This window comes from Pseudoalteromonas sp. SR45-4 (assembly GCF_014163535.1).
GTDB classification, from domain to species: Bacteria; Pseudomonadota; Gammaproteobacteria; order Enterobacterales; family Alteromonadaceae; genus Pseudoalteromonas; species Pseudoalteromonas nigrifaciens.
This window is the reverse complement of the sequence record NZ_JACJDO010000046.1, coordinates 1-26,399: the sequence shown is the minus strand read 5'-3', so window position 1 is coordinate 26,399 and position 26,399 is coordinate 1. Positions and strand designations below refer to the sequence as shown.

General features: G+C 40.9%; 32 protein-coding genes. 21 read left to right on the top strand and 11 right to left on the bottom strand.

Annotation, left to right across the window (positions count from 1 at the left end):
- The 3 genes from H5058_RS15835 to H5058_RS15825 form a co-directional block, all read right to left on the bottom strand.
- A partial coding sequence (locus H5058_RS15835; RefSeq protein ID WP_182678973.1) for a hypothetical protein occupies nt 1-1,000 on the bottom strand: 1,000 nt, incomplete at its 3' end.
- A 316-nt stretch (nt 1,001-1,316) separates the two neighbouring features.
- The gene (locus H5058_RS15830; RefSeq protein WP_182678971.1) at nt 1,317-1,661 is read right to left on the bottom strand and encodes a rhodanese-like domain-containing protein; all 345 of its coding nucleotides are present in this window, start codon (nt 1,659-1,661) and stop codon (nt 1,317-1,319) included.
- 3 nt (nt 1,662-1,664) lie between these two features.
- On the bottom strand, nt 1,665-1,853 hold the full coding sequence (locus tag H5058_RS15825) for a DUF2892 domain-containing protein (RefSeq protein ID WP_086998941.1): 189 nt from the start codon (nt 1,851-1,853) through the stop codon (nt 1,665-1,667).
- Nucleotides 1,854-1,982: 129 nt separating this feature from the next.
- Between H5058_RS15825 and H5058_RS15820 the strand changes: the two genes are divergently transcribed.
- From H5058_RS15820 to H5058_RS15810, 3 genes are read left to right on the top strand one after another with little or no spacing between them, the layout of a single operon-like run.
- Nucleotides 1,983-2,285: a metalloregulator ArsR/SmtB family transcription factor gene (locus tag H5058_RS15820; protein ID WP_011329463.1), complete on the top strand. Its 303-nt coding sequence runs from the start codon at nt 1,983-1,985 to the stop codon at nt 2,283-2,285.
- A 4-nt stretch (nt 2,286-2,289) separates the two neighbouring features.
- Complete coding sequence (locus tag H5058_RS15815; protein ID WP_182678969.1) at nt 2,290-5,574, top strand: efflux RND transporter permease subunit; 3,285 nt, start codon at nt 2,290-2,292, stop codon at nt 5,572-5,574.
- Nucleotides 5,564-6,649 (top strand): efflux RND transporter periplasmic adaptor subunit, encoded by a 1,086-nt coding sequence (locus H5058_RS15810; RefSeq protein WP_182678967.1) that lies wholly within the window; start codon nt 5,564-5,566, stop codon nt 6,647-6,649. The genes H5058_RS15815 and H5058_RS15810 overlap by 11 nt, the downstream gene beginning before the upstream one ends.
- Before the next feature lie 43 nt (nt 6,650-6,692).
- On the opposite strand, the gene H5058_RS15805 is transcribed toward H5058_RS15810, so the two are convergent.
- The 8 genes from H5058_RS15805 to H5058_RS15770 form a co-directional block, all read right to left on the bottom strand.
- Nucleotides 6,693-7,100: a YfeK family protein gene (locus H5058_RS15805; protein WP_259398643.1), complete on the bottom strand. Its 408-nt coding sequence runs from the start codon at nt 7,098-7,100 to the stop codon at nt 6,693-6,695.
- A 1-nt stretch (nt 7,101) separates the two neighbouring features.
- The gene (locus H5058_RS15800) at nt 7,102-7,956 is read right to left on the bottom strand and encodes an endonuclease/exonuclease/phosphatase family protein (protein ID WP_011329459.1); all 855 of its coding nucleotides are present in this window, start codon (nt 7,954-7,956) and stop codon (nt 7,102-7,104) included.
- 194 nt (nt 7,957-8,150) lie between these two features.
- Nucleotides 8,151-9,389, bottom strand: coding sequence for an ABC transporter permease (locus tag H5058_RS15795; RefSeq protein ID WP_182678963.1), 1,239 nt, complete (start codon nt 9,387-9,389; stop codon nt 8,151-8,153).
- Nucleotides 9,382-10,098 carry an ABC transporter ATP-binding protein gene (locus tag H5058_RS15790; protein WP_182678961.1) on the bottom strand — a complete coding sequence of 239 codons (717 nt, stop codon included), beginning with the start codon at nt 10,096-10,098 and terminating at the stop codon, nt 9,382-9,384. Before H5058_RS15790 ends, H5058_RS15795 begins: the two co-directional genes overlap by 8 nt.
- Nucleotides 10,098-11,261, bottom strand: a complete 1,164-nt coding sequence (locus H5058_RS15785; protein ID WP_089368841.1) for an efflux RND transporter periplasmic adaptor subunit — start codon at nt 11,259-11,261, stop codon at nt 10,098-10,100. Before H5058_RS15785 ends, H5058_RS15790 begins: the two co-directional genes overlap by 1 nt.
- 54 nt (nt 11,262-11,315) lie before the next feature.
- Nucleotides 11,316-12,029 carry a YIP1 family protein gene (locus tag H5058_RS15780; protein ID WP_011329454.1) on the bottom strand — a complete coding sequence of 238 codons (714 nt, stop codon included), beginning with the start codon at nt 12,027-12,029 and terminating at the stop codon, nt 11,316-11,318.
- 186 nt (nt 12,030-12,215) lie between these two features.
- Nucleotides 12,216-12,893 carry a TorF family putative porin gene (locus tag H5058_RS15775; protein WP_182678959.1) on the bottom strand — a complete coding sequence of 226 codons (678 nt, stop codon included), beginning with the start codon at nt 12,891-12,893 and terminating at the stop codon, nt 12,216-12,218.
- 265 nt (nt 12,894-13,158) lie between these two features.
- A complete protein-coding gene (locus H5058_RS15770) occupies nt 13,159-14,322 on the bottom strand; it encodes a hypothetical protein (RefSeq protein WP_086998963.1) in 1,164 nt (387 codons plus the stop codon).
- A gap of 424 nt (nt 14,323-14,746) precedes the next feature.
- Between H5058_RS15770 and H5058_RS15765 the strand changes: the two genes are divergently transcribed.
- The 18 genes from H5058_RS15765 (at nt 14,747) to rplQ (ending at nt 25,444) form a co-directional block, all read left to right on the top strand.
- The gene (locus H5058_RS15765; protein ID WP_182678957.1) at nt 14,747-16,696 is read left to right on the top strand and encodes an AsmA family protein; all 1,950 of its coding nucleotides are present in this window, start codon (nt 14,747-14,749) and stop codon (nt 16,694-16,696) included.
- A gap of 272 nt (nt 16,697-16,968) precedes the next feature.
- Nucleotides 16,969-17,337, top strand: a complete 369-nt coding sequence (gene rplN / locus H5058_RS15760) for a 50S ribosomal protein L14 (RefSeq protein WP_011329449.1) — start codon at nt 16,969-16,971, stop codon at nt 17,335-17,337.
- Nucleotides 17,338-17,347: 10 nt separating this feature from the next.
- On the top strand, nt 17,348-17,662 hold the full coding sequence (rplX, locus tag H5058_RS15755) for a 50S ribosomal protein L24 (RefSeq protein WP_011329448.1): 315 nt from the start codon (nt 17,348-17,350) through the stop codon (nt 17,660-17,662).
- A gap of 16 nt (nt 17,663-17,678) precedes the next feature.
- Complete coding sequence (gene rplE, locus H5058_RS15750) at nt 17,679-18,218, top strand: 50S ribosomal protein L5 (protein WP_011329447.1); 540 nt, start codon at nt 17,679-17,681, stop codon at nt 18,216-18,218.
- 10 nt (nt 18,219-18,228) lie between these two features.
- Entirely contained in the window at nt 18,229-18,534 is a 306-nt protein-coding gene (gene rpsN, locus H5058_RS15745) for a 30S ribosomal protein S14 (RefSeq protein ID WP_011329446.1), read from the top strand.
- Nucleotides 18,535-18,555: 21 nt separating this feature from the next.
- On the top strand, nt 18,556-18,948 hold the full coding sequence (gene rpsH / locus H5058_RS15740; protein WP_011329445.1) for a 30S ribosomal protein S8: 393 nt from the start codon (nt 18,556-18,558) through the stop codon (nt 18,946-18,948).
- A 13-nt stretch (nt 18,949-18,961) separates the two neighbouring features.
- Entirely contained in the window at nt 18,962-19,495 is a 534-nt protein-coding gene (gene rplF / locus H5058_RS15735; protein WP_011329444.1) for a 50S ribosomal protein L6, read from the top strand.
- 9 nt (nt 19,496-19,504) lie between these two features.
- Nucleotides 19,505-19,855, top strand: coding sequence for a 50S ribosomal protein L18 (rplR, locus tag H5058_RS15730; RefSeq protein ID WP_011329443.1), 351 nt, complete (start codon nt 19,505-19,507; stop codon nt 19,853-19,855).
- A 9-nt stretch (nt 19,856-19,864) separates the two neighbouring features.
- A complete protein-coding gene (gene rpsE, locus H5058_RS15725) occupies nt 19,865-20,371 on the top strand; it encodes a 30S ribosomal protein S5 (RefSeq protein ID WP_011329442.1) in 507 nt (168 codons plus the stop codon).
- A gap of 2 nt (nt 20,372-20,373) precedes the next feature.
- A complete protein-coding gene (gene rpmD, locus H5058_RS15720) occupies nt 20,374-20,556 on the top strand; it encodes a 50S ribosomal protein L30 (protein WP_011329441.1) in 183 nt (60 codons plus the stop codon).
- 4 nt (nt 20,557-20,560) lie between these two features.
- Nucleotides 20,561-20,995, top strand: coding sequence for a 50S ribosomal protein L15 (rplO, locus tag H5058_RS15715; protein WP_011329440.1), 435 nt, complete (start codon nt 20,561-20,563; stop codon nt 20,993-20,995).
- A 10-nt stretch (nt 20,996-21,005) separates the two neighbouring features.
- Nucleotides 21,006-22,334 (top strand): preprotein translocase subunit SecY, encoded by a 1,329-nt coding sequence (gene secY / locus H5058_RS15710; RefSeq protein ID WP_011329439.1) that lies wholly within the window; start codon nt 21,006-21,008, stop codon nt 22,332-22,334.
- A gap of 22 nt (nt 22,335-22,356) precedes the next feature.
- Nucleotides 22,357-22,470, top strand: coding sequence for a 50S ribosomal protein L36 (gene rpmJ, locus H5058_RS15705; protein ID WP_002959476.1), 114 nt, complete (start codon nt 22,357-22,359; stop codon nt 22,468-22,470).
- 124 nt (nt 22,471-22,594) lie between these two features.
- Nucleotides 22,595-22,951 (top strand): 30S ribosomal protein S13, encoded by a 357-nt coding sequence (gene rpsM / locus H5058_RS15700; protein ID WP_006794252.1) that lies wholly within the window; start codon nt 22,595-22,597, stop codon nt 22,949-22,951.
- Between the two features lie 12 nt (nt 22,952-22,963).
- Nucleotides 22,964-23,350 (top strand): 30S ribosomal protein S11, encoded by a 387-nt coding sequence (rpsK, locus tag H5058_RS15695; RefSeq protein ID WP_002959471.1) that lies wholly within the window; start codon nt 22,964-22,966, stop codon nt 23,348-23,350.
- 21 nt (nt 23,351-23,371) lie between these two features.
- Nucleotides 23,372-23,992 carry a 30S ribosomal protein S4 gene (gene rpsD / locus H5058_RS15690; RefSeq protein ID WP_011329438.1) on the top strand — a complete coding sequence of 207 codons (621 nt, stop codon included), beginning with the start codon at nt 23,372-23,374 and terminating at the stop codon, nt 23,990-23,992.
- A 24-nt stretch (nt 23,993-24,016) separates the two neighbouring features.
- Nucleotides 24,017-25,003: a DNA-directed RNA polymerase subunit alpha gene (locus H5058_RS15685; RefSeq protein ID WP_011329437.1), complete on the top strand. Its 987-nt coding sequence runs from the start codon at nt 24,017-24,019 to the stop codon at nt 25,001-25,003.
- Between the two features lie 39 nt (nt 25,004-25,042).
- Entirely contained in the window at nt 25,043-25,444 is a 402-nt protein-coding gene (gene rplQ, locus H5058_RS15680; RefSeq protein ID WP_002959450.1) for a 50S ribosomal protein L17, read from the top strand.
- Nucleotides 25,445-26,399 lie beyond the last annotated feature (955 nt).

Below are 26,399 nucleotides of genomic sequence, written 5' to 3'. Positions count from 1 at the left end.
TACCACCACCAGGGCTACCACCACCAGGGCTACCACCACCAGAGCTACCACCACCAGGGCTTGGCGAAGAAGTGTTTGATGGGAGTGTATGATCTAAAGCATCTTGAAGGCATTGATCTACAGTATTACTCGTTGTTTTTTGAAGCTGATTTAATGCAATTCCATCTAAATAAGTTAAAAAGGGATTCACTGATACGCTTAGTGCGCCAAACTCTCTTATCCACTTTATTGAGAAAACTACGTCGTACAGCCCTGTACTACCTGTAGGAATATCTTGGTTTTGATTAAAACGCACGCTTGTATTAAAGTTTTTACTTACTTTTTTCCAAGTGCCTTGATATGAAATTCCGCCCACACCAATTGAAAAACCTTCGCTACTATATTCCTTGGCATGAAAAAAGCGTTCTGGATCCTCAAAATCTGCTTTAGCTTTATTGTTTAACTTATGCTGTAGTTCGGATGCAGTTCGCCCTTCAAATACTGCTTTTACTGCATCTGTTATATGAGGGGGACAGCTGTTTTCAGTATTTGAATGAATCATATTGAGTGGGAGGTGCTGGCTTACTTGTAGTGGTGATACATTTAGCTCTGCCTGCATTTCTTTTATAAATTTAGAGAAATTTTTGTCAGTTGTTTTTAACCTAGATATTGCGGTTTCATCATTGTTGCTCAAAGACGTTGGTTCTGCATATTTATTGAGGAGAGGCATATTTGAGCCTTGATGATGATGCCCAACCATAAATGCAAAATGCCCATTACCAAGTACATCTGCAACTATAACCTTTTTAGGATTTGAGTAGCATGCCTGATTATCAATTGTGATAATTTCGTTTGGGTCTGATGAGTAGCATTGAGTTAATGGGGGGTTATCTTTTGCCAACTGATAGGCTTCATCGTAATTACAACCCTCGCACATAAATAAAGTAACGTTGTTATTATTTGCTTCTGCAGCATTTGCAAACACAAATAAAAAAGTCAGAAATATGATTATATATTTCATTTATTTCCCTTAAGTATTAATTTTTGTCCCTATTTTAGCTAATTTAAAATTAGCACACCAAATACCAACAGTCAACAATGGTAATAAACACTATTTTAACATCAAGAGAAATAAAGGTTGTAGCGTTAAGGTTGATTGATGGGGGGTTAATGTAGTAGTAAATCCTCTTTGCATTTTTATAAAAAAACAACTTGAAAAATATTATTAATAGGAAAAGCTGAAATAAAAGAAATAATGACGATTGGTAGATGCTTTTAAGTAAAATTTTTTAAACAAAGTTGAGGGCGATCATACCTGATCGCCTAGCTATTTTAACTCAAAACACCTCATGTACTTTTTCTGCTTTACAAGTAATCACAGTTACGTTTTCGTAGCCAACACGAGTGAGTGCTTCGGCGCCAAGAGTAGCGCGGGCTGCACTGGCGCAGTGTAAATAAATTGGCCGTGTAGCGTCTTTTTCAATTTCCATTAATTTCATTTCGAGTAAACCACGAGGGATATTAATCGAGCCAACAGCGGCTTTATTTGCATGTTCTGCCGGCTCGCGTACATCGATAAGTAACCCTTTATTGCCCTCAAGCTCTTGTTTTGCCTGTTGTGCACCAATACGGCGCTGATTAGGGATAATTGTTTTTAATAAGTCGGGAATGGATGTAAGCATTTGTTATTCCTTAACGCCAAGTTTGCGTAATAGTGTGATCATTGGGCACCAGCAGGTAAAAGCTGATTGCATTAGATTTAGTGCTATAAATACAGTAAACCATATCCAGCGTGGGTCATGAAAGCTTTGTAATAAAACAGAGATAATAATCATGATGCCAGCAATTAAGCGCAGTGCATTATTAAGCTTCATTATAGTCGGTCATTTTAATGAGTATGTATAGCTACTATATTAGGTTTTTATACATTAGCAAGATCTAATGTTAGACATGGCTGTTCTAGCAACCTATACTTACTAACAAATTAAGTATAAGAGCACAGTATGAATATTGACTTTACTGCCATGGCTGCCAACGTAGAAAAAGCAGAGAAATTATTAAAAATCTTAGCCAATAAAAATCGCTTAATGATTTTATGCTCCTTACAAGACACCGAAATGAACGTGTCGCAGTTAAATGAAGCTGTACCTCTTGCACAATCGGCACTCTCTCAGCATTTAGCTGCATTGCGTAAAGCAAATATAGTGGCTACTCGACGCGAAAGCCAAACAATTTATTATCGTGTTATTGATAAAGATGCTGTAACACTGCTGGCAACTTTATATGGGTTGTTTTGTAAGGAATAACACAATGAACGCTATAGATAACGCTGTAAAAAGCAGTTTAAGTGGCCGCGTACCAATTATTATTTTTGTGTTGTCGGTACTGTGTGGGTTATTTGCTTTACAGCAAACGCCGCGTGAGGAAGAGCCACAAATAGTGGTACCTATGCTCGACATTTATGTGTCGGCACCTAATGTAGAAGCCCCTGAAGTTGCTAGGTTAGTCACCGAGCCATTAGAAAAGTTATTGGCGCAACTTAGTGGTGTAAAACATATATATTCAACTACGCAAAGTAGTCGTGCTGTGGTTACTTTGCGCTTTGAGGTAGGGCACGATCGCGAACAAGCCATACTCGATACCTACGCCAAGCTCTATAGCTATCAACATACTATGACTCCTATTATTAAAAGCTGGCAAATACGCCCAGTAGAAGTAAATGATGTGCCTATTGTTATGCTTGGGTTATATAGCAAGGATCCTAAGCTTTATAGTGATTATGAATTAACCCGCTTTGCAAACGAAATAGCCAATAATTTACAACGAATTGAACACACGAGCGAAGTAAAAGTAATTGCGGGGCGTAACCGCGCCATTACCGTTAATTTAAATGCCACCGCTTTGGCTGCACACCAAACCACATTAAGTGATGTTTATTATGCGCTTAGTGTATCTAATCAACTCACCGAGGTAGGTAGCGTGGTAAATGCCCAGCAGCAAATAATTTTGCAAGCGGGCGATGTATTAAGAACTAAAACAGCGATAGAACAACTAGTCGTTAATGTTGTTAATGGTAAAAGTGTTTATTTAACCGATGTAGCCCAGGTTAGTGATGGCCCCGCTGAGGCGCAAAACTATCAATGGCTGGCGCAGTCAAATGAGCAACAGCATTACCCTATGGTAACGCTGAGTATTGCCAAACAAGCAGGCACTAATGCTGTAGCGGTGGCAAGCGATGTACATGCCATGATGGCAGAGCTAAAAACAAGGTTACTACCAGTAGAAATAACGTACTCAGTACTGCGAGATTACGGCCAAACCGCCGACGAAAAAGTAAATAATTTAGCCTCAAGCTTAGTGTTTGCAGTATTTACTGTGGTTATATTTGTGGGCGTATTTTTAGGTTGGCGCCCGGCAATAGTAGTTGGACTTGCTGTACCCATTTGTTATGGCATTACGCTCTCGCTTGATTTTGCCTTTGGCTACACAATTAACCGAGTGACCTTATTTGCGTTAATTTTATCTTTGGGGTTACTGGTTGATGATCCGATCACAGGTATAGATAACATCAGCCGTTTTATAAATAAAAAGGGTGATAAAAAACAGCAAATAGTGAATGCAATGAGTGAAATTCGCACTGCACTATTAATGTCGACCCTAACTATTATGGTGGCATTTATTCCACTGGCTTTTATTACTGGAATGATGGGGCCTTATATGGCGCCAATGGCATTTAACGTACCTGTGAGTGTTATGGTATCAACATTAGTGGCGTTTTTTGTAACCCCATGGCTTGCCATGAAATTACTAAAACCTAATAGTGAAGAGCCCGATCAAGCAAATAACAAAACGAGCCTTTACGAGCGCTTACTAACCCCCTTACTGGCCTCAAAACCACGTGCTAAATGGGTACTGTGGATCACGCTTGCGTTATTTATTATTAGCGCCATGTTACCTGTGATGCGATTAGTACCGCTGAAGTTATTACCGTTTGATAATAAAAATGAACTACAAGTACTTATTGATATGCCAGAGGGCACTAATTTAGAGCAAACAGCTGCTTTTACCCGACAAGTGCAAACGCTCACATGGCAATTAACCGAGGTAAGTGAAATAGCCACTTATGTAGGCCAGCCTTCAAGTATGGACTTTAATGGTATGGTACGCGGTTATTACCGACGAGAAGCACCGAACTTAGCTGAACTAAGAGTGCTACTACTAGATAAAACAGCGCGCGAGCATCAATCTCATGCGGTGGTAATGCGTTTGCGTAAACAGTTAGCACCATTAGTAAATAACGGCATAGTGATTAAAGTAGTTGAAGTGCCGCCAGGGCCGCCGGTGTTAAGTACTTTAGTGGCAGAAGTTTATCGAGATACATTTATTGATAGGCAAACGCATTATTTAGCCGCAGAGCAAGTTGCAACGCGCTTAAAACAAGAACCTCATGTGGTAGAGGTTGATACTTCAATGGTTGCAGCAGCCCCTTTGCAACGTTTTATTACTGATAAAACGAAAGCGGCGCATAGTGCTATATCTACCGAAAATATCACGCAAACACTTAGCATAGCGTCACAAGGGCAAACGGTTGGGCAGCTTTATGTCAGCAACGAAACTCAGCCTGTGCCAATAAAACTGCAGTTATCTTATAGCGAACGCAATCAATTTGCACAATTGCTAGCATTACAACTAAGGGGCGACAGAGACATAGCTAAAAATGCGAGTAAATTTGGCTTAAGCAGTGCGCCGCGGCCTTTAGTTGCGCTTTCTGAGCTTGGAGAGTTTACTCAATTAAATGTAGCGCAAACTATTATGCGCAAAGATCAGCGCGAAGTTATTTATGTTATGGCAGAGCTAAATGGGAGAACTCCCGCAGCAATAATTGCCGATGTAACTGCTGATTTAAATATATCAACAGACGATTTTGTAAAAACGCCTTGGTTAGCGCGGCACTTTTTTAATAATGGTGGCACTGCACCTTGGCAATTACCGCCAGGTACGCAAGTAACATTTAGCGGTGAAGGAGAGTGGCGTATTACCATAGATGTATTTAGAGATATGGGGATTGCCTTTGCATTTGCACTTAGCGCCATTTTTATTATTTTACGCCTACAAACACGCTCAGTAAGCTTGTCGCTTATTATTATGTCGGCAATACCACTCACTGTTATTGGCATTATGCCTGGTTTTTGGTTACTTAATCAGTTTGGTGAGCGCAGTATTGCATCAGCTCCCGAGCCGGTTTTATTTACCGCTACTGCGATGATAGGCATGATTGCCTTGGCGGGTATTGTGGTGCGTAATTCACTTATTTTAGTTGAGTTTATTAATCAAGCACGCGCCCAAGGTATGGCAATAAAAGCAGCGTTAATTGCAGCAGGAACAGTGCGCATGCGCCCCGTACTACTAACCGCAGGCACCACATTATTAGGTAACTTAGTGATTACACTAGATCCGGTATTTAGTGGCTTAGCAATTGCGATTATTTTTGGCATTGTGGCATCAACGTTGTTTTCGTTATTTGTAGTGCCGCTTGTTTATTACTTAGTATTTGCAAACACAGAAACCACTGCGGGAGAAACGCATGCAAGGTAAATCAAAACTAGTTGGCTCGTTACTCGCTTTATTAGTGGTAGTAGGCGCCGTATTGTATATGGCGGGCAGCTTTTCAAATAAGCAAGTTGCTGGTTTAAAAACGACCAACGCTAACAATTACCACGGTAAGCGGGAAACGGTTTTACTACAAAAAATATCCCGTAGTGAATGGGTGCCAGGCAGTATTATTGCGAAACAAAATACCCAAATTTCATCGCGAGTTATGGCGCAAGTTGAGCGTTTAAGTGTACGCGCGGGCGATAAAGTAACCAAAGGTGATTTACTCATTACCTTACAACAAGATGACTTTAAAGCGCAATTAGCACAAAGTGAGGCGCAAATTAATGCTATTCAAGCCGCATTAACCCAAGCTACAAAGCAACTTAAGCGAATTGAAAGTGTGTATGCGCAAGGCTTAGTATCGTTAAGTGAGTTAGATAATGCGAAGGCAAATTTTGATAGTTTATCGGCCAATTTAATTGCCGCTAAGCAGCAGCAAACACAAGCCAAAGTTGCGCTGAGTTACACTCATATTACAGCGCCTATTTCGGGGGTTGTAGTAGAGCGGTTAGTCGAACCGGGTGATACAGCTACGCCTGGGCAGGCTTTATTGGGATTATATAACCCGCAGCAGCTACAAGTTGAGTTTAGTGTGCGAGAAATGCAAGCGGTTAAATTGCAGTTAGGGCAAAGTTTAACCATAAAGCTGCCTGCGCTTAATTTAACCTCGCCAGCCACAGTGGCCGAAATAGTTCCGGTTGCCGATAGCGCCTCACGTAGTTTGTTAATTCGCTTAGACTTTGACTCTTCTGTAGGGGTAATGCCCGGCTTGTATGCGCAATTAGAGTTAGTATTACCCGATGAACAAGGAATATTGCTAGATAGTAGCTGGATACATGAGTTTGGCCAATTAACTATGCTGTATGTGATTAATAGTGACAATGAGCAAATAGAACGCCGGTTTGTGCGCTTAGGTGAAATAATTGGCGCAAAGCAGCATGTAGTTACTGGGCTTAACCCCGGCGATATTCTAGCGGTAGATTACTTACCTAACTTAGCGCATACAGCTAGGTAACGCTTAGCTTGTTATTATTGATAGCTTTAGAGAGCCGTATTTACTACGGCTTTTTTGTGTTTCTAAATCGTATTAGCTCATTGGTTAGCCAGCTATTTGCGGTTAACTTAGCACCACTGCTTAAAATTACCGTGTAGGCTTTACCACTCCATGAACTTTTACTAGCGAGATTATTAATGAAGTCGTCGGCTGTTTTTGCATAACGTTTAGCTTTACGGTATTTCATGGCTAAATGCTCGGCGGCTTCTTTGCTAGTATGTTCATCGCCATTGCGGATAAAAGTGGCGTTGCTGTTGCTAATAAAGGTAATTAAATGCTGCACTTCTTGGTCGGGTTCTCGATTGGGTTCTTGATTAGGTAATTGGTTGGGGTGTGCAGCTAGGCTTATTTGGCTAAAAAAGGTGAATAATATGGCCAGTAGCCAAGCAGAATAAATACGAGTTTTTTTCATGTTATACATCATCAACTTTTAAAGTGGCTAAAATAGGGTTGTGATCAGAGCTGTTATATTCGCTTACTAAAGTATCAGAAATAACAACACCACGAGCCCACACTTGATCCAGGGCTAAACCAAATGCTTTTGTACGCTTGTCATCTACGTATATAGCTTCTTTAAGGCCCAGTTTAGTCAGCGCGTCATTAACTAGCTTTTGGCGTGCATCGCTCCATGCGTTTAAATCGCCCGCAAAAAGAATTGGCCCTTTGTGTTGTTGCATTATTTTTATACTGGCTTGTAACTGTTGCGCGTAGGCTTTAGTACCAAATGTAAAGTTAATGCCGTGCAAATTAACGCTCAATAAGCGTTGTTGGTTAGCCATTGCATATTCAACAATGTTAGTTGCTTTTGGGCTTCGTAACCATGGCTCTTTATGAATAAAAGTACAATGTACAGTTGCAGGCCAGCGGCTAAGCGTCATTACACCAGATTGTACATTGCCACTTTTATAACCGGGCGAAAAACGCCAAAAAGGTTTAAGGCTAGTAAGGCGTGTATCTACAATAGCCTCTTGTAATAAAACAATATCAGCACTTTCATTAAGGTGAGTTAAATCTTTATATAGGCCTTGGTTTTGTGCCTTATAAATATTCCATGAGAGTAACCTAGCTTGTTGAGGAACAATAAACTTACGGCTGTATGTTTTTTGCCTACTTGCCTGTAGTTGCTGATTACAACGCAGAGGAGTATATGCGGTTTCGGTTATACCTTGCGCTTCATCTGATGGGTTTAGTTGTGCTAGCGCCAAGCTAGAGTTTATAGTTAAAAAAGAGCATGCAGCAATAATGCAACGTATTAGCTTTTTGTGCATTTAATACCTTATTTAAAATTAGCCGTGAGCAATATCAATAGTGTGTACTTTGGGTGGTTTAAGCGTTAAAAGTTCATTTTTTAAGTGGTGTTTAAGTAGGGTAATACTTTGTGCTTGAAGTTTAAAGAGAGTTTTAATCACTGTGTTAATTATGTACTAGGCTTACATCCTTGTAAGCAACTACAATGCTATTGTTACTCGTAACGCAGTGCATCTATAGGGTTGAGCCTGGCGGCTTTAATGGCTGGGGCTAAACCAAACACTATGCCAATTAATGAAGTAAAACCAAACGACAACATTACCGCCCATGCCGGAATATACGCATCTGGCATGCTAGGAACCATAAACGAAATAAGCCCCGCTGCGCCATAACCAATGGCAAGCCCAATCAACCCGCCAAATAGCGATAACACCACAGCCTCAACTAAAAACTGCAACATTATAAAGCCGGGTGTAGCGCCTAGCGCTTTAAGGGTGCCAATCACGCGGGTGCGCTCAGTTACCGACACTAACATAATATTCATTACACCTATGCCACCAACTAATAAGCTAATACCAACAATACCTGCGGTTATGGCAGTGGCACTACCGGTAAATTTATCTACTTGGGCGCGGGCTTTTTCAGCAGTTTCAAATTCAAAGTCATTGTCGTCGCCGTCTTTAAGTTTATGTAACTGGCGCAGTATACGAGTAATTTTTGCTAGTACCTGCTCTTCGTTAGCGTTGTCTTCAAGCCTAAACATAATTTGTACATTACTTTGCGTATTGCCTCCCTCTAACGCACTCATAGTGCTAATGGGAATATTAATATAATCGTCTTGATCAAAGCCCAAAAAGCTACCTTGTTTTTCGGCTACACCAATAATTCTAAACCATTCGCCACCTAGCTTTATGTATTCGCCTACCGGATTGTTGGGTAAGTTTAATTTTTCGATAATTGACGGCCCAATAAAAGCTACGCGGCGGCGTTTTTCGTCGTCTTCAGCGCGAATAAAACGGCCTAGATCGGGGTAGGTACGGTATGCTTTTTGATAGTCTTGCTCAGTACCCATAACCCGCGATGAATGACTTTTATTACCATACTCAGCTCCGCCCGAAAAACGCCAAGTAAACATTAGTGCGGTGAGTGTTTCTGCTTCTTTTACTCGTGCTTTTAAGGTTAAAAAATCGTCGTAGCTAAGTTTTGCATTTTTACCAACCATTTCTAGCTCAATACTGGTATACGCCTTAATAGTAGTTACATCGGGCGACATATCAGCGAACTGATCGTTTATTTGCTTGGTAAAGCCTTGCATTACAGCAACCACAGTTACTACTGCGGCCACGCCAATAATAATACCTAAACAGGTGAGGGCAGAGCGCATAGCATTTGCTTTAATTGCTGAAAATGCGGCTTTAGTGCCTTCCATAGTGGCCAGTGCAAGTTTAAACATGCTGCCTTGCTCCTTGTTTTTTAGTTACGTCACTCACTACTTTACCATCCACTAAGCGAATTACCCGCTGACAGTGGTCGGCAATTTCTTGCTCATGTGTAACCAAAATAATGGTATGCCCTTCGTTATGCAGCTCATCAAATAAGGCCATAATTTCGCGGGTGGTTTTACTGTCTAAGTTACCGGTTGGCTCATCACCTAATAATATATGCGGTTTAGTGACTAAAGCACGAGCAATAGCAACTCGTTGACGTTGCCCGCCCGACAGCTGGCTTGATAAGTGATTTACTTTGTCGGCTAAGCCCACGCGCTTTAGCGCCTCAAGGGCTTGTTGTTTGCGTTGTTTGCGTTGTTTGCTAGGGGTAAAGCGGTAAACTAAAGGCTGCATTACATTTTCTAGCGCCGATGCGCGTGGTAATAAGTTAAAGCTTTGAAATATAAATCCGACGCTTTCGTTGCGTTGGTGCGCAAGCTCGGTTTCGGTCATACTTTTTACTAACTTATCTTTTAAATAATACTCGCCGCTGGTGGGGGTATCTAAGCAGCCTAACAAATTCATTAGGGTAGACTTGCCAGATCCTGAGGGGCCAATAATGGCCACATATTCATTGGGCATAATGCTAATGTTTACATCATCAAGTGCTTTAAATATCTCAGCGCCCATTTTGTATTGTTTATTAATATGCTCAAGCTTGATCACCGCAGTCATTAGTTGTTTTCCTTCGCAGCGGCTTTTACTTTTACTGTGTCGCCTTCTTTTAAAGTACTAATAGGGCGAGCCGGGCCAATAACTATTTTGTCACCTTCATTGAGCCCCTCGGTAATTGCTTGTTCAATATCTGATGATATACCAACAGCTACGGTTACTTTACTAACGCTGTTGTCGTTATTTAGGCGCCAAACAAAGGTGCTGTCGTCTTGTTTTTGAATTGCTTCTATTGGTAACTTTAAACCATTTTCGGCAATGCTGGTGGCAATTTCTGCTCTACAGCTCATTCCGGCATATAGTTGACGATCGGTAGCATCGAGTAATACTTTTACCTTAAATGATAACCCTTGTGAGCCAGGCTGATTTTTAGCCGAGGTACCAATGTTTATTACTGTGCCAGTAAAAGGATTATTAGGATAAGCAGCGGCATAAATATTTGCTTTTTGGTGGAGTTTAATACTGGCTATGTCGGTTTCATCAACCCGCAACTCAGCTAAAATAGCACTGGGGTCAGCAACCAGCATTAAATCAGAGCCTATTATATTGGTCGTTCCGGCAATAACCGTTTCGCCTTCTTTAATATTAACCGAAGCCAATAGGCCACTCATAGGCGCTTTAAAAACACTTTTATTTAACCGATCTTGGGCAATTTGCAACGACGCATGAGCTTGGTTAAACGACTCTTTACGAGATTCAATATCTATTTTAGCTAAGTCGCGGGCACTTGCTAGGTTTTCATAGGCTTCTTCATTGCCCAAACCGACATCGTAAAGCTCTTTTTGTCTTTTTAGTTGGCGCTCAAAGTTAACTAAGCGAATTTGGCTATGTTTAATTTCTATTTCGGTGGCACGTAGTAGCGCTTTATTGCGGGTTACTTCAGATTCAAATGCAGTGGTATCAAGGCGCATTAAAATATCGCCTTGTTTTACACTTTGGCCTTCTTCGACAAATACTTTATCTACTCGGCCGGTAACTTCAGAGCGCAGCTGAACTTGAGTATTAAATACTAAGTTACCAGACGCCATTATTGAGTCGGCAATATTGCCTAGTTCAACATGGGCGATATTTACCTCGGGCTGTTTTTTATCACCAGAAATTTGTTTTGATACAATTAACGCTATAAAAGCGGCAATAGCGAGTGTGATGATAATGGCTTTTTTCATTTTATCGGTCCGTGAGTGAAAATGTGCAGAGGCTAACTTGCCTCTGCATAATAATTAAAGTGCGGCTATAATCGCCCAAACACTAAAAATAATAATACTTGGTAAGGCTGCAAACAGCAGTGCTTTATTAGTTGAGAAATTAGTCCAGCATTTTAGCCCAACCATGCCCAGCGCAATGCTCCAAATAGTGAACAGGTTAATTGATTCTAGTAAGGTATAAAAAGTATGTGTGGCATCAAGCCCAACAATGAGCTGATTGATAGAAGCGTAACTAAACACCGCTTGTTGCGAAATTTGATCTGTGTTGGCCATTAATACTAAGGCGATAGTGCCAAGGCTTGAAATAACCGTAGGCATCATTGTCCATAATGAAAAGCCATACCAAGCACCGTAACTATGTTGTGAGTTAGGATCGAGTTTAGCTATCAGCATATAATAAAGTGCAACTAACGCATTCATTATTACTATGCCAATAATACCGCCGATCATGCCAAACCACATTTGGTTTGGGGCATTTTGTTCAATCGCTTGACGAATCATTTTTTGCTCGCCAATAGTGGCATCAACACTTGAAACGGCTACTTGCTCATTAATTAAAAACTGTATATCAACACTATTATAAAAAACAAACATACTCGCGGCGGTGGCAACTGCTATACAAATAAGGGCCAACCATGACCAGCCTTTTGCTTGCTCTATACCATTAAACGCTTTACTTGGGCTGATATAAATATCGATTAGTGCGCTTAGCGCGTTAGGTGACTTCATTATTATTCCTTAATAACCTAATTTGGGGGGAATTACTGGCTATAGCATAAGGCAAAATGAGGATAAGGTGATTATTTTATTGTAACGGTTTGTTAACGTAGTTTGTTTAGTGGCCAGGTTATTTATGCTGCTAAAACTAAAAAAGAGCCTTTCGGCTCTTGGGTTGCAGCAATTACAGTGCAATTTTTAAAGTGTAAAGTCTACTGAATAAGCAACATAGGCTTTTACGTCAGAGCCATCTATATCGGTATCAGATAAACCAAAAGTGAAACCATCTTTAGATACTGCTATGCCATAATCAATAATATTGTCATCACCTATAAAATCACCAGAGTAGTGGCCTAAATGAAATGCTATTTCGGTGCCGTTATTGCCAACAGCAAAAGCATAATCTGCCTTTAGGTAAAGTGAGTCAGCAAAGTCTGTACCGTCACCACTTGCTGCACAGGTTGCTAATACAGCAGCACCAAAGGTGAAGCCTTTTACACTTATACTGCCGTAAATCTCAGAAAAGTCAGCATCAGCCGTGGAAGCTGCATCTGGGTATGCATAATAAATGTAACCAACATCGTAGCTCACGCTTTCATTAATAGCGCCACCAAAGCCTGCATACAAGTCTAATTCATAGGTCATCTCATCGGCCCAAGAGGCATTTGATGCCCAAGCACCGGCATAAAAACCAGACTTGTTGGTGTAGTCAATGCCGCCTGAAATGGCTGCATCACCACTGGTTTGTTCTTGTCCGCGCCATAAATAGTTTGATGTTGCTGCCGCATTAGCGGTTACTTCAGCATAGGCTGCTGTTGATGCGACACTAACTAAAGAGAGTGCTGTTATTGTTATGACTTTTTGTAGTTTTAGCATGTTTTAGTTCCTGTTATATGATTGCATGCCAAAGCTTTAAGGCTTATAGCTTGGCAGCATTTTATTATTTAACAGAAAAGAAGATTGCACGGGGTATGCCAGCTTCACTTTATTGCAGTGAATATGGTTTTAGGTGTTTTAAAACAATAGCTTATAATTAGTAGAGGGAGAGGTGCAGAGATAAGATTTTAAGGGGTTTTACATTTGTGGTGCATAAATTAACCTAGCTGCACCAAATCGGCGCTGCTAGGTTAGTTATTAATAATTAACCAAAAATAGTACGCATTAAGCTAATTGTTTCGTTAACTCCACGACCTTTTTGTACTTCATTAATAATAGAATCACGTTTGCTACGAATATGCTCAGGAATATCGTCAGCTGCAAGTGCGCGGTCTACTAAAATTTCTGCAGATTCTTTACCTCTACGCTTAGTTTTACCTGTACCTGAAGTACTGCGCTTTGGCTTGCTTAGCAGCTTGATGTAATTAGAACTATCGGCTGTTGTGGTGTCTGCATAGTAAAAAAAGCACGGAATAAGCGCTTTAATGCTTACCAGCTGCTCTTCTAATTCGTTGTCTGCTTTAGCCATTTTAAACCAAGACAGAGTTTGAATTTTCTGTACTATGTCTTGCCAGTAACGCTCAAAGTCAGTGTTTTTTAGCTTGCTAACACCCAGTGCGCCACATAAAGCATCTAATCTATTATTGCTAATAGGAGTAAATACGTCAGGACGACGCATCGCTAATAAGCGAGTCGCTGGAGCGAGCGTTGGCTTTTCGTTACCATCGCTAAAAGCTTTTAAGTAAGCAGCAACAAATTGCTGGTACTCATAATGAGTAATATTACCTTCCAACGGAATATTGCTAAGTGCATCATCAAACGCATCAGGCATATCAGCCAGTAGTTGATGAAACGCTTTAGCGCTTTTAGTTGATGCAAACCATTCAACATCAAAGTTGTAAGTGCTTGGATCAAGCGATGCCATGTGCTTACCACTAAACGCAAGTAAGTCTTCTGGGATCATATCTTTAAGTGATTGCGGGCGAATGCTTGCAATGTAGCTTGTTAAGCGAAGCTGCTCATCAAGTGCAATAAGATCTTTGTGCTGCTCAATAAATGTAGTTACTACAGGCCAAGGCGCTACACGTAACGTTTTAACTTGTAAAAAGCTAATAGCAGAAATAAGTTGGTCGTGCAGTTTTTTTAGTACTGGTAACTGTTGCGGCTCTAGCAAGTCGTAATTCATACGATCTTTGCTTGCGTTAAGCAGTTCATAGCACCAAAGTAAAAAATCATCTGGGTGGTTTTCTACTTTCACGGCCATTAGATTTAGGCTGAGTTCTGAGGATTGCTTCAGAATGTTTTGGTATATTTGGTTTTCTTGCTCGCCTAGCGACATTTGTGACGGTGAAATTAGCAGTTTTTTCATGCCTTGTAGAACCTCGAGTTAGATGCATTTTTTAGCTGGTCTATTTTAGCGCAAATCTTGCAATAACAACAGAGGCATATACAAGCCTTAAGAATACAACAGTTAAAGTGCTCATAATTATTAATTTATTAAAACAATAAAATAGTTAACTTAAGTGACGAAAACTCAATTAGTTTAGATTGTTTGAAAATCATACGACAGTGTGTTTTTCATGTCTTACTTATTGAAAAGTAATGATTTGTTGTTTTTTATAAAGCGTTCATGTGTTGTTTGTTAATATTTAAATAGTGTTGATATTATTAGCGCGTAGATTCATCATTAAAAAATAAATTAGTTGAAAGTTATTTTTTTTAGTACTGACAATGATTTTAGTGATAACTCTCGCTATGATATGAGTATTATTTGCACATTTGAAAGGACGATCATGAAAACCTTATTTAAAATTATAGGTGTAATACTGCTGTTATGTATTGCACTTATCGTTGCAGCACCCTTTTTAATTCCTACTGATGCTATTTTTAATAAAGTCTCTGAGCAGGTAGAACAAACCACAGGACGTACATTAACTATTAAAGGCGATAAAACGCTGAGTGTATTTCCTGCATTAAAATTAGAACTTAATGATGTACATTTTGCCAACATGAAATCGGGCTCTCGCGCCGATATGGCAAGTATGCAGCAGCTTGCAGTACACATCCCTTGGCTATCGCTATTAGATGGTGAATTTAAACTCGATAAGTTTGTTATTAACGAGCCTGATATTTTATTAGAGACCGATAAAAACGGTAAAGCTAACTGGCAGCTATTTGATGCGGTAGCTGAGCAGCCTAAAGAGCAAGCAGGATCTGCGGAAGCTATAAAATTACCTGAGAACTTTGACATTGAGCTAGGGGAGGTTGCCATTTATGGTGGTACCTTTACTTATTTAGATGGTAAAACCGGGGTTAAACAGCAAATAAGTGATTTAGAACTGGCTATTTTACTTCCATCACTGCGTAAAACATTAGAAGTAAAAGGCGCAATAACTTACATGCAAGAGCGCTTTGAGCTTGATGTAAAACTAGATACGCCAGCAAAAGCGATCGAAGGCACTACTTTTAATATTCAGCAGAGTTTAGATTCACGTTTAGTTGATTTAACCTTTGAGGGAACTATTGCTAAACAAGGCCAAGATATAAAAGGTCAGTTAGCGCTAAGTGGAGACTCGGTAAAAAATATAGCCAAATGGCAAGGTGTAGAGTTAAACGCCAAAGATAACGCCTTTAATGCTTTTAGTGTAAATGGCAAAATGCATTTAGCGGGTGAGCAATTTAAGCTTGAAGAGCTTATTGCCACATTAGATGCACTGCAAATAAAAGGTAAAAGTGAGCTTAATTTAGGTAAACGACTTGCTGTAATGGCAAACATTGACTTAGGTATGCTTGACTTAAACCCATACTTACCAGAAGCCGTAGCTAAAAAAGAGCAGCCAACTACAGACGAAACTAAACCAGCAGAGCCTATTGTATGGGACGACACTAAAATAGACTTAAGTGCCTTAAATACGCTTGATGCTAATGTAGTAATACGCTCAAGCGGTTTAAAAGCTAACGATATTAAACTCGGTGCAAACCAATTTACAGTAGCGTTAAAAAATAGTGTCGCTAAATTAAGCTTAGATAACTTTGCAGCCTATGAGGGAACAGGGAAAGGGGCAATTAATATTAATGCCCAGCAAATACCTTATAAAATAACCACTAATTTTGATTTGGCAGGTATTGATGCACAACCGTTATTAACCGATGCCGCAGGATTTGATAAATTAATGGGTAATGGCTCATTAAATTGGAACTTAACCACAAATGGGCAAAGCCAAAAAGAGTTTGTTAACGCACTTAATGGTGAGTTAGGGTTTGAGTTTGCTAATGGCGCAGTACAAGGCGCAAATATAGCTGAAATGATTCGCAAAGGTAAAGAGTTGCTTAAAGGTAATGTAGGGGCTGTATCAGAAGGACTAGATACTGGCTTTGATAAGTCACAGCAAACCGACTTCTCTGCATTAACGGGTAGCTTTAAGTTTACTAATGGGGTGGGCCATAATAACGACCTGTCGTTAATCAGCCCACTGATCCGTATTTCAGGCGAAGGTGATGTGGATTTACCTAATACTATTATTAATTACCGACTAGTAACCGGTATAGTCGGTTCTATTGAGGGGCAGGGTACAACCGATGATAGTACCGGCTTTAAAATACCACTGCGTATTAAAGGGCCATTCCATGATGTAGGCATTAAGCTTGATTTTGGTAATGCGCTTAAAGAAGAAGCAAAAGAAAAGCTCAAAGAAAAAGCAAAAGACAAACTTAAAGATAAATTGAAAGGTTTGTTTGGCTAAAACCCTGATAAATAATCTACAAGGCACTAAGATAGTGCCTTGTTTGTTTTGTAACCATATGTAAAATAGCTAGATAGCCGTAATTACTCAATATTAATTAGCTTTCCCTCATAATTAATTAAAAAATAACCTACCGCTCCCCCCGTAATGCTGGTACAATTGCCCGCCCTTAAGAGACAACTAGCTTGTTTTTTGAGTGGATTTCAATCGAAATGTCTTGATTTTAAACGAATTTAAGACAAGTTGTAATTACTACACCGGAGGTCATTAACATGATCCAAATGCAAACTCAGCTGGAAGTTGCTGATAACAGCGGCGCTCGCAAAGTGCAGTGTATAAAAGTCCTTGGTGGTTCTCACCGTCGCTATGCAGCGATTGGCGACATCATTAAAGTTTCTGTAAAAGAAGCTATTCCTCGCGGTAAAGTGAAGAAAGGTGATGTTAAAAACGCGGTAGTTGTGCGCACCAAAAAAGGCGTTCGTCGTCCAGACGGTTCTTTGATCCGTTTCGATAGCAATGCAGCTGTTATCTTAAATGATAACTTGCAGCCTATTGGTACTCGTATCTTCGGCCCTGTGACTCGTGAACTTCGTAATGATAAGTTCATGAAAATCGTTTCACTAGCCCCAGAAGTACTGTAAGGAGTCTATCATGGCAGCAAAAATCCGTCGTGATGACGAAGTAATCGTTCTAGCAGGTAAAGACAAAGGTAAGCGCGGAAAAGTGCTTTCAGTTGTTACTGAATCTGGAAGATTATTTGTCGAAGGCATAAACTTGATCAAAAAGCACCAAAAGCCGGTTCCACAATTGAACCAGCCTGGCGGTATTGTTGAGAAAGAAGCGTCTATCGACGTATCAAACGTTGCGATCTACAACTCGGAAACGAGTAAAGCAGATCGTGTAGGTTTCAAGATTGAAGATGGTAAGAAATTACGTATCTTTAAATCTACTGGTAAAACTATTTAATAGTTGGAGTAGAATGATGGCGAAACTGCATGAAGTATATAAAGACAAAGTAGTAGCTGAACTTCAAGAGAAGTTTGGTTTCAGCTCTGTCATGCAAGTCCCTCTGATCGAAAAGATCACATTGAATATGGGCGTGGGCGAAGCCCTAGCTGACAAGAAAATTCTAGATAACGCTGTTGCGGATCTAGCTGCAATCTCTGGTCAGAAACCTCTAATCACTAAAGCACGCAAATCTGTTGCTGGCTTCAAAGTGCGTGAAGGTTACCCGATAGGTTGTAAAGTAACCCTACGTGGCGAACGTATGTGGGACTTTTTTGAGCGTTTGGTATCAATCGCTATCCCACGTATTCGCGACTTCCGTGGCGTAAGTGCTAAGTCTTTTGATGGACGTGGCAACTACAGCATGGGCGTACGTGAACAAATCATCTTCCCAGAAATCGATTACGATAAAGTAGACCGTGTACGCGGTATGGATATTACTATCACTACTTCTGCGAAATCTGATGAGGAAGGCCGTGCGTTGTTAGAAGCGTTTAACTTCCCATTCAAGAAATAAGGGTAGGGTTATGGCAAAGAATTCTATGAAAGCGCGCGAAGCAAAGCGCACAAAACTAGTTGCTCAGTTCGCTGAAAAGCGCACAGCACTAAAAGCTATCATCAGTGATGTTAATACATCTGAAGATGATCGTTGGGACGCGGTACTTAAGCTACAAGCTTTACCACGTGATTCTAGCCCTGTACGTCAGCGTAATCGTTGTAACATTACGGGCCGCCCACATGGTTTCCTTCGCAAATTCGGCATGAGCCGTATTAAAGTTCGCGAAGCAGCTATGCGCGGTGAAATTCCTGGCCTTAAAAAAGCTAGCTGGTAAAAGAATCACGGGAGTAAGACTATGAGCTTGCAAGATCCTATCGCGGATTTGTTTACACGAATCCGTAACGGTCAGTCAGCGAAGAAAGTATCTGTAACGATGCCTAATTCAAAACTGAAAGTAGCAGTAGCTAAAGTATTAAAAAATGAAGGTTACATCGCTGATTTCGCAATCAATGGCGACGTAAAACCTGAGCTTTCTATCGAATTGAAGTACTTCGAAGGCAAAGCTGTTATTGAAAATATCCAGCGTGTTAGCCGCCCTGGTTTACGTATCTATAAGAGACGTGACGAATTACCAAAGGTAATGGGTGGTCTAGGTATCGCTATCGTATCAACTTCTAAAGGCCTAATGACAGACCGCGCAGCACGTAGTGCAGGCGTTGGTGGTGAAATCATTGGTTTTGTAGCTTAATCGGAGGGGAACTATGTCTCGCATAGCAAAGGCACCAATTAGTGTTCCTGCCGGTGTAGAAGTTACATTAAAAGGCCAGGAAATCACAGTTAAAGGCAAAAACGGTGAATTAACTCGTACTATCAACAACGCTGTTGAAGTAAAAGTTGAAGAAAACGTTATTACAACTTTACCTCGTGAAGGCGTAACAGATGCATGGGCTCAAGCAGGTACTGCTCGCGCTCTAATCAACAATATGATTGTTGGTACGCATGAAGGTTACGAGAAGAAACTTCAGTTAGTAGGCGTTGGTTACCGTGCAGCAGCTAAGGGTAAAACATTAGATTTAACTCTTGGTTTCTCGCACCCAGTTCATTTCGCAGTTCCTGAAGGAATTACGATTGAAACTCCAAGCCAAACAGAAGTTCTAGTTAAGGGCGTAGATAAGCAGTTAGTTGGTCAAACAGCTGCTAACATTCGTGCATACCGTAAACCTGAGCCATATAAAGGCAAGGGTGTTCGTTATTCAGATGAGAATGTGCGCCGTAAAGAGGCTAAGAAGAAGTAAGGTAAGACGATGGATAAAAAAACAGCTCGTCTACGTCGTGCTAAACGCACTCGTAGAAATTATATTGAACAAGGCACAACGCGTCTTGTTATCCACCGCACGCCACGTCACATATACGCTCAAGTAGTTACTGCTGAGGGTACTGTACTGGCTGCTGCTTCTACTGTTGAAAAAGCTATTTGCGAAACAGTTAAAGGCACCGGCAACGTTGCAGCTGCGCAAGCAGTTGGTAAAGCGGTTGCTGAACGTGCGGCTGACAAAGGCATCGAAAAGATTGCTTTTGATCGTAGTGGCTTTAAATATCACGGCCGTGTGAAGGCGCTAGCTGATGCTGCGCGTGAAGCCGGTTTGCAATTCTAGGAGTAGACAATGGCTAACGTAGAAGCAAAGCAACAACAGCCTGATCTAGCTGAAAAGCTAATCGCGGTGAACCGTGTGTCTAAAGTAGTTAAAGGTGGTCGTATCTTTAGCTTTACAGCACTAACAGTAGTTGGTGATGGCGCAGGTAAAGTAGGTTTTGGTTATGGTAAAGCACGTGAAGTTCCAGCTGCTATTCAAAAAGCAATGGAAAAAGCACGTCGCAATATGATCAATGTAGACCTAAATGGCAACACATTACAGCATCCTGTTAAAGGACGTCATGCTGGCTCACAAGTGTTTATGAAACCAGCCTCTGAAGGTACTGGTATCATCGCTGGTGGTGCAATGCGTGCGGTACTAGAAGTGACTGGTGTGCAGAACGTACTTTCTAAATGTTACGGTTCTACTAACCCAATCAACGTAGTGCGTGCAACAATCTCTGCTCTTGAGAATATGAATTCTCCTCAGTCGATTGCTGCTAAACGTGGTCTTCGCATAGACGAGATACTGGGGTAACCATGGCAAATCAAACTGTAAAAGTAACACAAGTAAAAAGCTCTATCGGTCGTTTACCGAAACATAAAGCTACATTACGCGGTCTTGGTTTACGTCGTATCAACCACACTGTTGAGTTAGAAGACACAGCATGTGTACGTGGTATGATAAACCAGGTTTCTTACATGGTTAAGGTAGAGGGTTAATTTCATGCATTTGAATACACTTTCACCTGCTGCAGGTTCAAAAACTGCTCCAAAACGTGTTGGTCGTGGTATCGGTTCTGGTCTTGGTAAGACTGGTGGCCGTGGTCACAAAGGTCAAAAATCACGTTCTGGCGGTAAAGTACGCGTTGGTTTCGAAGGCGGTCAAATGCCTATGCAACGTCGTCTACCTAAGTTCGGTTTCACTTCTCGCAAATCATTAGTATCTGCAGAAATAAACCTATACGAAATCGCTAAAGTAGAAGGCGATGTGGTAGACCTAAGCGCGTTACAAGCAGCTGGTCTAGTTAAAAAGAACGTTTTGTTCGTTAAAGTTGTTAAATCTGGCGAAGTTTCACGCGCTGTTACCGTTAAGGGCCTTAGAGCCACTAAAGGTGCACGCGAAGCTATCGAAGCTGCCGGAGGCAAGGTAGAAGACTAAGGAAGTACTAATGGCTAAACCAGGTCAAGATATGCAAAGTGCACAAGGTGGACTTTCGGAATTGAAGCGCCGATTACTCTTCGTATTAGGTGCTATCATTATATACCGTCTAGGTTCATTTGTGCCGATCCCTGGGATTGACGCCGCTGTACTTGCCGATTTCTTCGAGCAACAAAAGGGCACCATTGTTGAGATGTTCAACATGTTTAGCGGTGGTGCGCTTGAGCGAGCTTCAGTGTTAGCACTGGGTATTATGCCGTATATCTCGGCTTCGATTATTACGCAACTATTAACGCATATGTATCCTCCGTTTATAGAGCTTAAGAAAGAAGGTGAGCAAGGGCGTAAAAAAATTAGCCAGTACACACGCTATGGCACGCTTGTGCTTGCTACTATCCAATCAATCGGTATTGCCACAAGCTTACCGGGCATGATGGAAGGGTTAGTTGTTAACCCTGGTATGGGTTTCTATTTCACCGCAGTGGTGAGTTTAGTGACTGGTACTATGTTCCTTATGTGGTTGGGCGAACAAATAACAGAACGTGGTATTGGTAACGGTATCTCTGTTTTAATATTTGTTGGTATTGTAGCTAACCTGCCGTCTGCTATTGGTTCGACAGCTGAAATGGCGCGCCAAGGTGATTTGAATGTTTTTGTACTGTTGATGGTTGCGGTAATCGTATTCGCTGTTACTTATCTTGTAGTGTTTTTTGAACGTGGCCAACGACGTATTGTTGTTAACTACGCTAAACGCCAACAAGGTCGTCAAGTATTTGCTGCCCAAAGCACGCATTTACCACTAAAAGTAAATATGGCGGGTGTTATTCCACCAATTTTCGCTAGCAGTATAATTCTGTTCCCTGGTACAATTGCCAGCTGGTTCGGCCAGGGTGAAGGTCCGGTCGCTGATGTGTTACAAGCTATAGCTACAACGTTGACCCCAGGTCAGCCATTGTATGCAATGGTTTTAGCAGCAGCTATCATCTTCTTCTGCTTTTTCTACACAGCGTTGGTGTTTAACCCACGTGAAACAGCAGATAACCTGAAGAAATCTGGCGCATTTATCCCAGGTATTCGTCCAGGTGAGCAGACATCTAAATACATTGATAAAGTGATGACACGCCTGACATTGGCAGGTGCTTTGTATATAACCTTTATCTGTCTGGTGCCTGAATTCATGACAATGGCATGGCAAACGCCATTCTACTTCGGCGGTACATCAATTTTGATTATCGTAGTTGTTATCATGGACTTTATGGCACAAGTACAGACTCACCTGATGTCTCATCAGTATGATTCTGTGCTGAAAAAAGCGAACCTTAAAGGCTATGGTCGATAAGGTCAGTTTACGGAGTTGAGCAATGAAAGTACGTGCTTCCGTTAAGAAAATATGCCGTAACTGTAAAGTTATTAAACGTGCTGGTGTAGTACGCGTAATTTGCAGTGAGCCTAAGCATAAGCAAAGGCAAGGTTAAGTAAACAGCGTGCAGGCTGAGTTTTCTCGGCCTGTGTTTTTAGTAGTGATTTGGTCTTCGTTTGAGTATCCTTACGGGCTCTTCAAACAGATGATTACCAAATTCGAATATAGGAGATGTGTTAGTGGCCCGTATTGCTGGCATTAACGTCCCTGATCATAAACATGCAGTTATTGGTTTAACAGCTATTTATGGCATAGGTAAGACTCGCTCTAAGGCTATCTTAGCAGCGACTGGTATCGCCGAGACCACAAAAATCGGTGAACTTTCAGACGAAACTCTTGACGTATTGCGTGATGCAGTTGGCAAGTACACCGTTGAAGGTGATCTTCGTCGTGAAGTTACTTTAAATATCAAGCGCCTAATGGACCTTGGTTGTTATCGTGGCCTACGTCACCGTCGCTCTTTACCACTACGTGGTCAAAGAACTAAGACTAACGCGCGTACCCGTAAGGGTCCTCGTAAGCCTATTAAGCGATAAGGGGATAGTATTATGGCTAAGACACCAATTCGTCGTAAAAAGGTTAAAAAACAAGTTGCTGATGGTATGGCTCATGTTCATGCTTCTTTCAACAACACTATTGTAACGATTACCGATCGTCAAGGTAATGCACTATCATGGGCTACTGCCGGTGGTTCAGGTTTCCGTGGTTCACGTAAATCTACTCCATTTGCTGCTCAGGTTGCTGCAGAGCGTGCAGGTACTGCTGCTCAAGAATACGGTTTAAAAAATCTAGAAGTTTTCATCAAAGGTCCAGGTCCAGGTCGTGAATCTGCTGTACGTGCTTTGAATGCTGCTGGCTACCGTATTACCAACATTACTGACGTGACGCCAATACCACATAATGGTTGTCGTCCACCGAAGAAACGTCGCGTTTAACAATAGGTTAGGAGAAATAACATGGCAAGATATTTGGGCCCTAAGCTCAAGCTGAGTCGTCGTGAAGGCACTGACCTGTTCCTTAAGAGCGGCGTAAGAGCTATCGACTCTAAGTGTAAACTTGAGACTGCACCTGGTCAGCATGGCGCTCGTAAAGGTCGCTTATCTGATTACGGTTTACAATTACGTGAAAAGCAAAAAGTACGTCGTATCTACGGTGTATTAGAAAAGCAATTCCGTAACTACTACAAAGAAGCTGCTCGCCTTAAAGGTAATACAGGTGAAAACTTGTTACAGCTATTAGAGCAACGTTTAGACAATGTTGTATATCGCATGGGTTTTGCTAGCACACGTGCAGAAGCACGTCAGTTAGTAAGCCATAAAGCGATTTTAGTTAATGGTCGTGTTGTGAATGTTCCTTCGTACGTAATTGCTCCAGAAGATACTGTTGTAATCCGTGAGAAGTCTAAAACACAAGCACGTATCATCGCTGCTCTAGAGTTGGCTGAGCAACGTGAAAAGCCGACTTGGGTTGAAGTTGACGGTAAGAAATTGGAAGGCAGCTTTAAGCGTCTACCTGAGCGTTCAGATCTGTCTGCGGACATTAATGAACAACTAATCGTCGAACTTTACTCTAAGTAAAGTTAAGAGTTAAGAGAGGATAAAATGCAGGGTTCTGTTACAGAATTTCTAAAACCAAGGTTAGTCGATATCGACGCTATCAACCCAACACGTTCTAAAATAGTTTTAGAACCACTTGAGCGTGGCTTCGGTCACACTTTGGGTAATGCCTTACGCCGTATACTGCTTTCATCTATGCCTGGATGTGCAGTAACTGAAGTTGAAATCGACGGTGTATTGCATGAGTACAGCGCGAAAGAAGGCGTTCAAGAAGACATCATTGAAATACTATTAAACCTAAAAGGTTTAGCAGTAACGTTAGAAGGCAAAGATGAAGTTTTTCTGACCCTGGCTAAATCTGGTGTAGGCCCTGTGACTGCGTCAGATATTCAGCACGATGGCGATGTAACAATTGCTAACCCAGATCATGTTATTTGTAATTTAACAACAAATAACAGCGAGATCAGCATGCGTATTCGTGTTGAACGTGGTCGTGGTTATGTGCCGGCATCTAGTCGTTTATCCTCTGATGACGATGAGCGTCCAATTGGTAGATTGTTGCTTGATGCATCATTTAGCCCAGTTGAACGTATTGCGTACTCGGTTGAATCAGCTCGAGTTGAGCAACGTACAGATTTAGACAAGTTAATCATTGATATGGAAACAAACGGCACTTTAGATCCAGAAGAAGCGATCCGCCGTGCGTCTACTATCTTAGCTGAGCAATTAGATGCATTCGTAGATTTACGTGATGTAACTGAGCCAGAAGAGAAAGAAGAGAAGCCAGAATTCGATCCTATTCTACTTCGTCCAGTTGATGATCTTGAACTAACAGTACGCTCAGCAAATTGTTTGAAAGCCGAGCAAATTCAATATATCGGTGATTTAGTTCAGCGCACTGAAGTTGAGCTTCTTAAAACGCCTAATTTAGGTAAGAAGTCTCTAACTGAAATTAAAGACGTGCTAGCTTCACGTGGACTTTCTCTAGGCATGCGCCTAGAAAATTGGCCACCTGCAAGTTTAGCTGAATAATCTAAATCACTATATTAGTTTAGTTAGAAGGATAGGGTCATGCGCCATCGTAAGAGTGGTCGTCAATTAAACCGTAACAGTAGCCATCGTAAAGCGATGTTTAGCAATATGGCAGGTTCTTTGGTGAAACATGAAATCATCAAAACTACTTTGCCTAAAGCGAAAGAGTTACGTCGTGTAATTGAACCTTTAATCACACTGGCTAAGACTGACAGTGTAGCAAATCGCCGTTTAGCGTTTGCTCGCACGCGTGATAATGAAGTTGTTGGTAAGTTATTCAGTGAAATCGGTCCACGTAACGCGGATCGTCCAGGTGGTTACACTCGTATTCTTAAGTGTGGCTTCCGTACTGGTGATAATGCACCAATGGCTTATATTGAACTAGTTGGTCGCCCAGCGACTAGCGAAGCAGTTCAAGAAGACGCACAGTCTGCAGAGTAAGTCTTAAAGAAACCTAAAAGCCGAGCCTATGCTCGGCTTTTTCTTGCCTAAAATTTGTTAATCTATATGAATCAGTGAGTACCTTCTATTATGATCGTTTACGAGTACTGACTCATAGATTCTAAATTGATAAGTTGTTTTAACACCTGCTTTAATATCCCTACCTAGTTACTCTTTACTTATCACTCATTCAAAATAGCTTATCAGATCATGGTTAAGGATTATCTTCATAATATATTGTTCGTTTAGAGCTATTATATAATACAACTCCAAAACTTAGATTATCCAGTAGAGCGGCCCACTACGAAGTTTATATTTATAAATCTGATTATAAGGCATAACGTGTACTCATTTACCTATATACCTATATTAAGAATCTCATATCAAGGTTGAGTATTACGGCCTAAGTAAACTTACTTCTTAATATTATTAAACTATGATTAAACATAGCTCGATCAATTCAATTTTCGCCTTTTGATTACTTTAAATGATTTTAAGTAATACGAGTCTTCTCATATTGGTTAGTTATTTAGCATAGATGATCCAAATATGTCTTTATTCATTAGTAGTTGTCATAACTTTAATTTCAAATAGCGCTATAAATTTCTTAACGATAGTAGTTTAGTTGTGTTTTTAAGCGTTTAGCTCAAATACTCAGCGAACAGCAGTTTATTTCAAGTTTTCTTTAAAAAACAGTTGATCTGTTTTCGGATCTCCCTATAATGCGACCCCACTGAGAAGGGAAACGCCGAAGCATAGCAAGGCAGCAACTACTTAGAGAGTTAAATAAAACTTCGGTTTTAAATCTTCCAAAAAGAAAGTTTAAAACTAAGTGTTGACTCGAAAAATAAAGGATGTATTATACGCATCCCTTGAGACGCTAAAGCGACTCAAAACGTTCTTTAACAATATAAAGCAATCATCTGTGTGGGCACTCGTACAGATTGAGTTCTAA

What these genes read in the sequence shown, in the direction of transcription:
- H5058_RS15830 (WP_182678971.1), bottom strand. Translation starts at nt 1,661, where the DNA reads ATGCTTACATCCATTCCCGACTTATTAAAAACAATTATCCCTAATCAG.
- H5058_RS15825 (WP_086998941.1), bottom strand. Translation starts at nt 1,853, where the DNA reads ATGAAGCTTAATAATGCACTGCGCTTAATTGCTGGCATCATGATTATT.
- H5058_RS15820 (WP_011329463.1), top strand. Translation starts at nt 1,983, where the DNA reads ATGAATATTGACTTTACTGCCATGGCTGCCAACGTAGAAAAAGCAGAG.
- H5058_RS15815 (WP_182678969.1), top strand. Translation starts at nt 2,290, where the DNA reads ATGAACGCTATAGATAACGCTGTAAAAAGCAGTTTAAGTGGCCGCGTA.
- H5058_RS15810 (WP_182678967.1), top strand. Translation starts at nt 5,564, where the DNA reads ATGCAAGGTAAATCAAAACTAGTTGGCTCGTTACTCGCTTTATTAGTG.
- H5058_RS15805 (WP_259398643.1), bottom strand. Translation starts at nt 7,100, where the DNA reads ATGAAAAAAACTCGTATTTATTCTGCTTGGCTACTGGCCATATTATTC.
- H5058_RS15800 (WP_011329459.1), bottom strand. Translation starts at nt 7,956, where the DNA reads ATGCACAAAAAGCTAATACGTTGCATTATTGCTGCATGCTCTTTTTTA.
- H5058_RS15795 (WP_182678963.1), bottom strand. Translation starts at nt 9,389, where the DNA reads ATGTTTAAACTTGCACTGGCCACTATGGAAGGCACTAAAGCCGCATTT.
- H5058_RS15790 (WP_182678961.1), bottom strand. Translation starts at nt 10,098, where the DNA reads ATGACTGCGGTGATCAAGCTTGAGCATATTAATAAACAATACAAAATG.
- H5058_RS15785 (WP_089368841.1), bottom strand. Translation starts at nt 11,261, where the DNA reads ATGAAAAAAGCCATTATCATCACACTCGCTATTGCCGCTTTTATAGCG.
- H5058_RS15780 (WP_011329454.1), bottom strand. Translation starts at nt 12,029, where the DNA reads ATGAAGTCACCTAACGCGCTAAGCGCACTAATCGATATTTATATCAGC.
- H5058_RS15775 (WP_182678959.1), bottom strand. Translation starts at nt 12,893, where the DNA reads ATGCTAAAACTACAAAAAGTCATAACAATAACAGCACTCTCTTTAGTT.
- H5058_RS15770 (WP_086998963.1), bottom strand. Translation starts at nt 14,322, where the DNA reads ATGAAAAAACTGCTAATTTCACCGTCACAAATGTCGCTAGGCGAGCAA.
- H5058_RS15765 (WP_182678957.1), top strand. Translation starts at nt 14,747, where the DNA reads ATGAAAACCTTATTTAAAATTATAGGTGTAATACTGCTGTTATGTATT.
- rplN (WP_011329449.1), top strand. Translation starts at nt 16,969, where the DNA reads ATGATCCAAATGCAAACTCAGCTGGAAGTTGCTGATAACAGCGGCGCT.
- rplX (WP_011329448.1), top strand. Translation starts at nt 17,348, where the DNA reads ATGGCAGCAAAAATCCGTCGTGATGACGAAGTAATCGTTCTAGCAGGT.
- rplE (WP_011329447.1), top strand. Translation starts at nt 17,679, where the DNA reads ATGGCGAAACTGCATGAAGTATATAAAGACAAAGTAGTAGCTGAACTT.
- rpsN (WP_011329446.1), top strand. Translation starts at nt 18,229, where the DNA reads ATGGCAAAGAATTCTATGAAAGCGCGCGAAGCAAAGCGCACAAAACTA.
- rpsH (WP_011329445.1), top strand. Translation starts at nt 18,556, where the DNA reads ATGAGCTTGCAAGATCCTATCGCGGATTTGTTTACACGAATCCGTAAC.
- rplF (WP_011329444.1), top strand. Translation starts at nt 18,962, where the DNA reads ATGTCTCGCATAGCAAAGGCACCAATTAGTGTTCCTGCCGGTGTAGAA.
- rplR (WP_011329443.1), top strand. Translation starts at nt 19,505, where the DNA reads ATGGATAAAAAAACAGCTCGTCTACGTCGTGCTAAACGCACTCGTAGA.
- rpsE (WP_011329442.1), top strand. Translation starts at nt 19,865, where the DNA reads ATGGCTAACGTAGAAGCAAAGCAACAACAGCCTGATCTAGCTGAAAAG.
- rpmD (WP_011329441.1), top strand. Translation starts at nt 20,374, where the DNA reads ATGGCAAATCAAACTGTAAAAGTAACACAAGTAAAAAGCTCTATCGGT.
- rplO (WP_011329440.1), top strand. Translation starts at nt 20,561, where the DNA reads ATGCATTTGAATACACTTTCACCTGCTGCAGGTTCAAAAACTGCTCCA.
- secY (WP_011329439.1), top strand. Translation starts at nt 21,006, where the DNA reads ATGGCTAAACCAGGTCAAGATATGCAAAGTGCACAAGGTGGACTTTCG.
- rpmJ (WP_002959476.1), top strand. Translation starts at nt 22,357, where the DNA reads ATGAAAGTACGTGCTTCCGTTAAGAAAATATGCCGTAACTGTAAAGTT.
- rpsK (WP_002959471.1), top strand. Translation starts at nt 22,964, where the DNA reads ATGGCTAAGACACCAATTCGTCGTAAAAAGGTTAAAAAACAAGTTGCT.
- rpsD (WP_011329438.1), top strand. Translation starts at nt 23,372, where the DNA reads ATGGCAAGATATTTGGGCCCTAAGCTCAAGCTGAGTCGTCGTGAAGGC.
- H5058_RS15685 (WP_011329437.1), top strand. Translation starts at nt 24,017, where the DNA reads ATGCAGGGTTCTGTTACAGAATTTCTAAAACCAAGGTTAGTCGATATC.
- rplQ (WP_002959450.1), top strand. Translation starts at nt 25,043, where the DNA reads ATGCGCCATCGTAAGAGTGGTCGTCAATTAAACCGTAACAGTAGCCAT.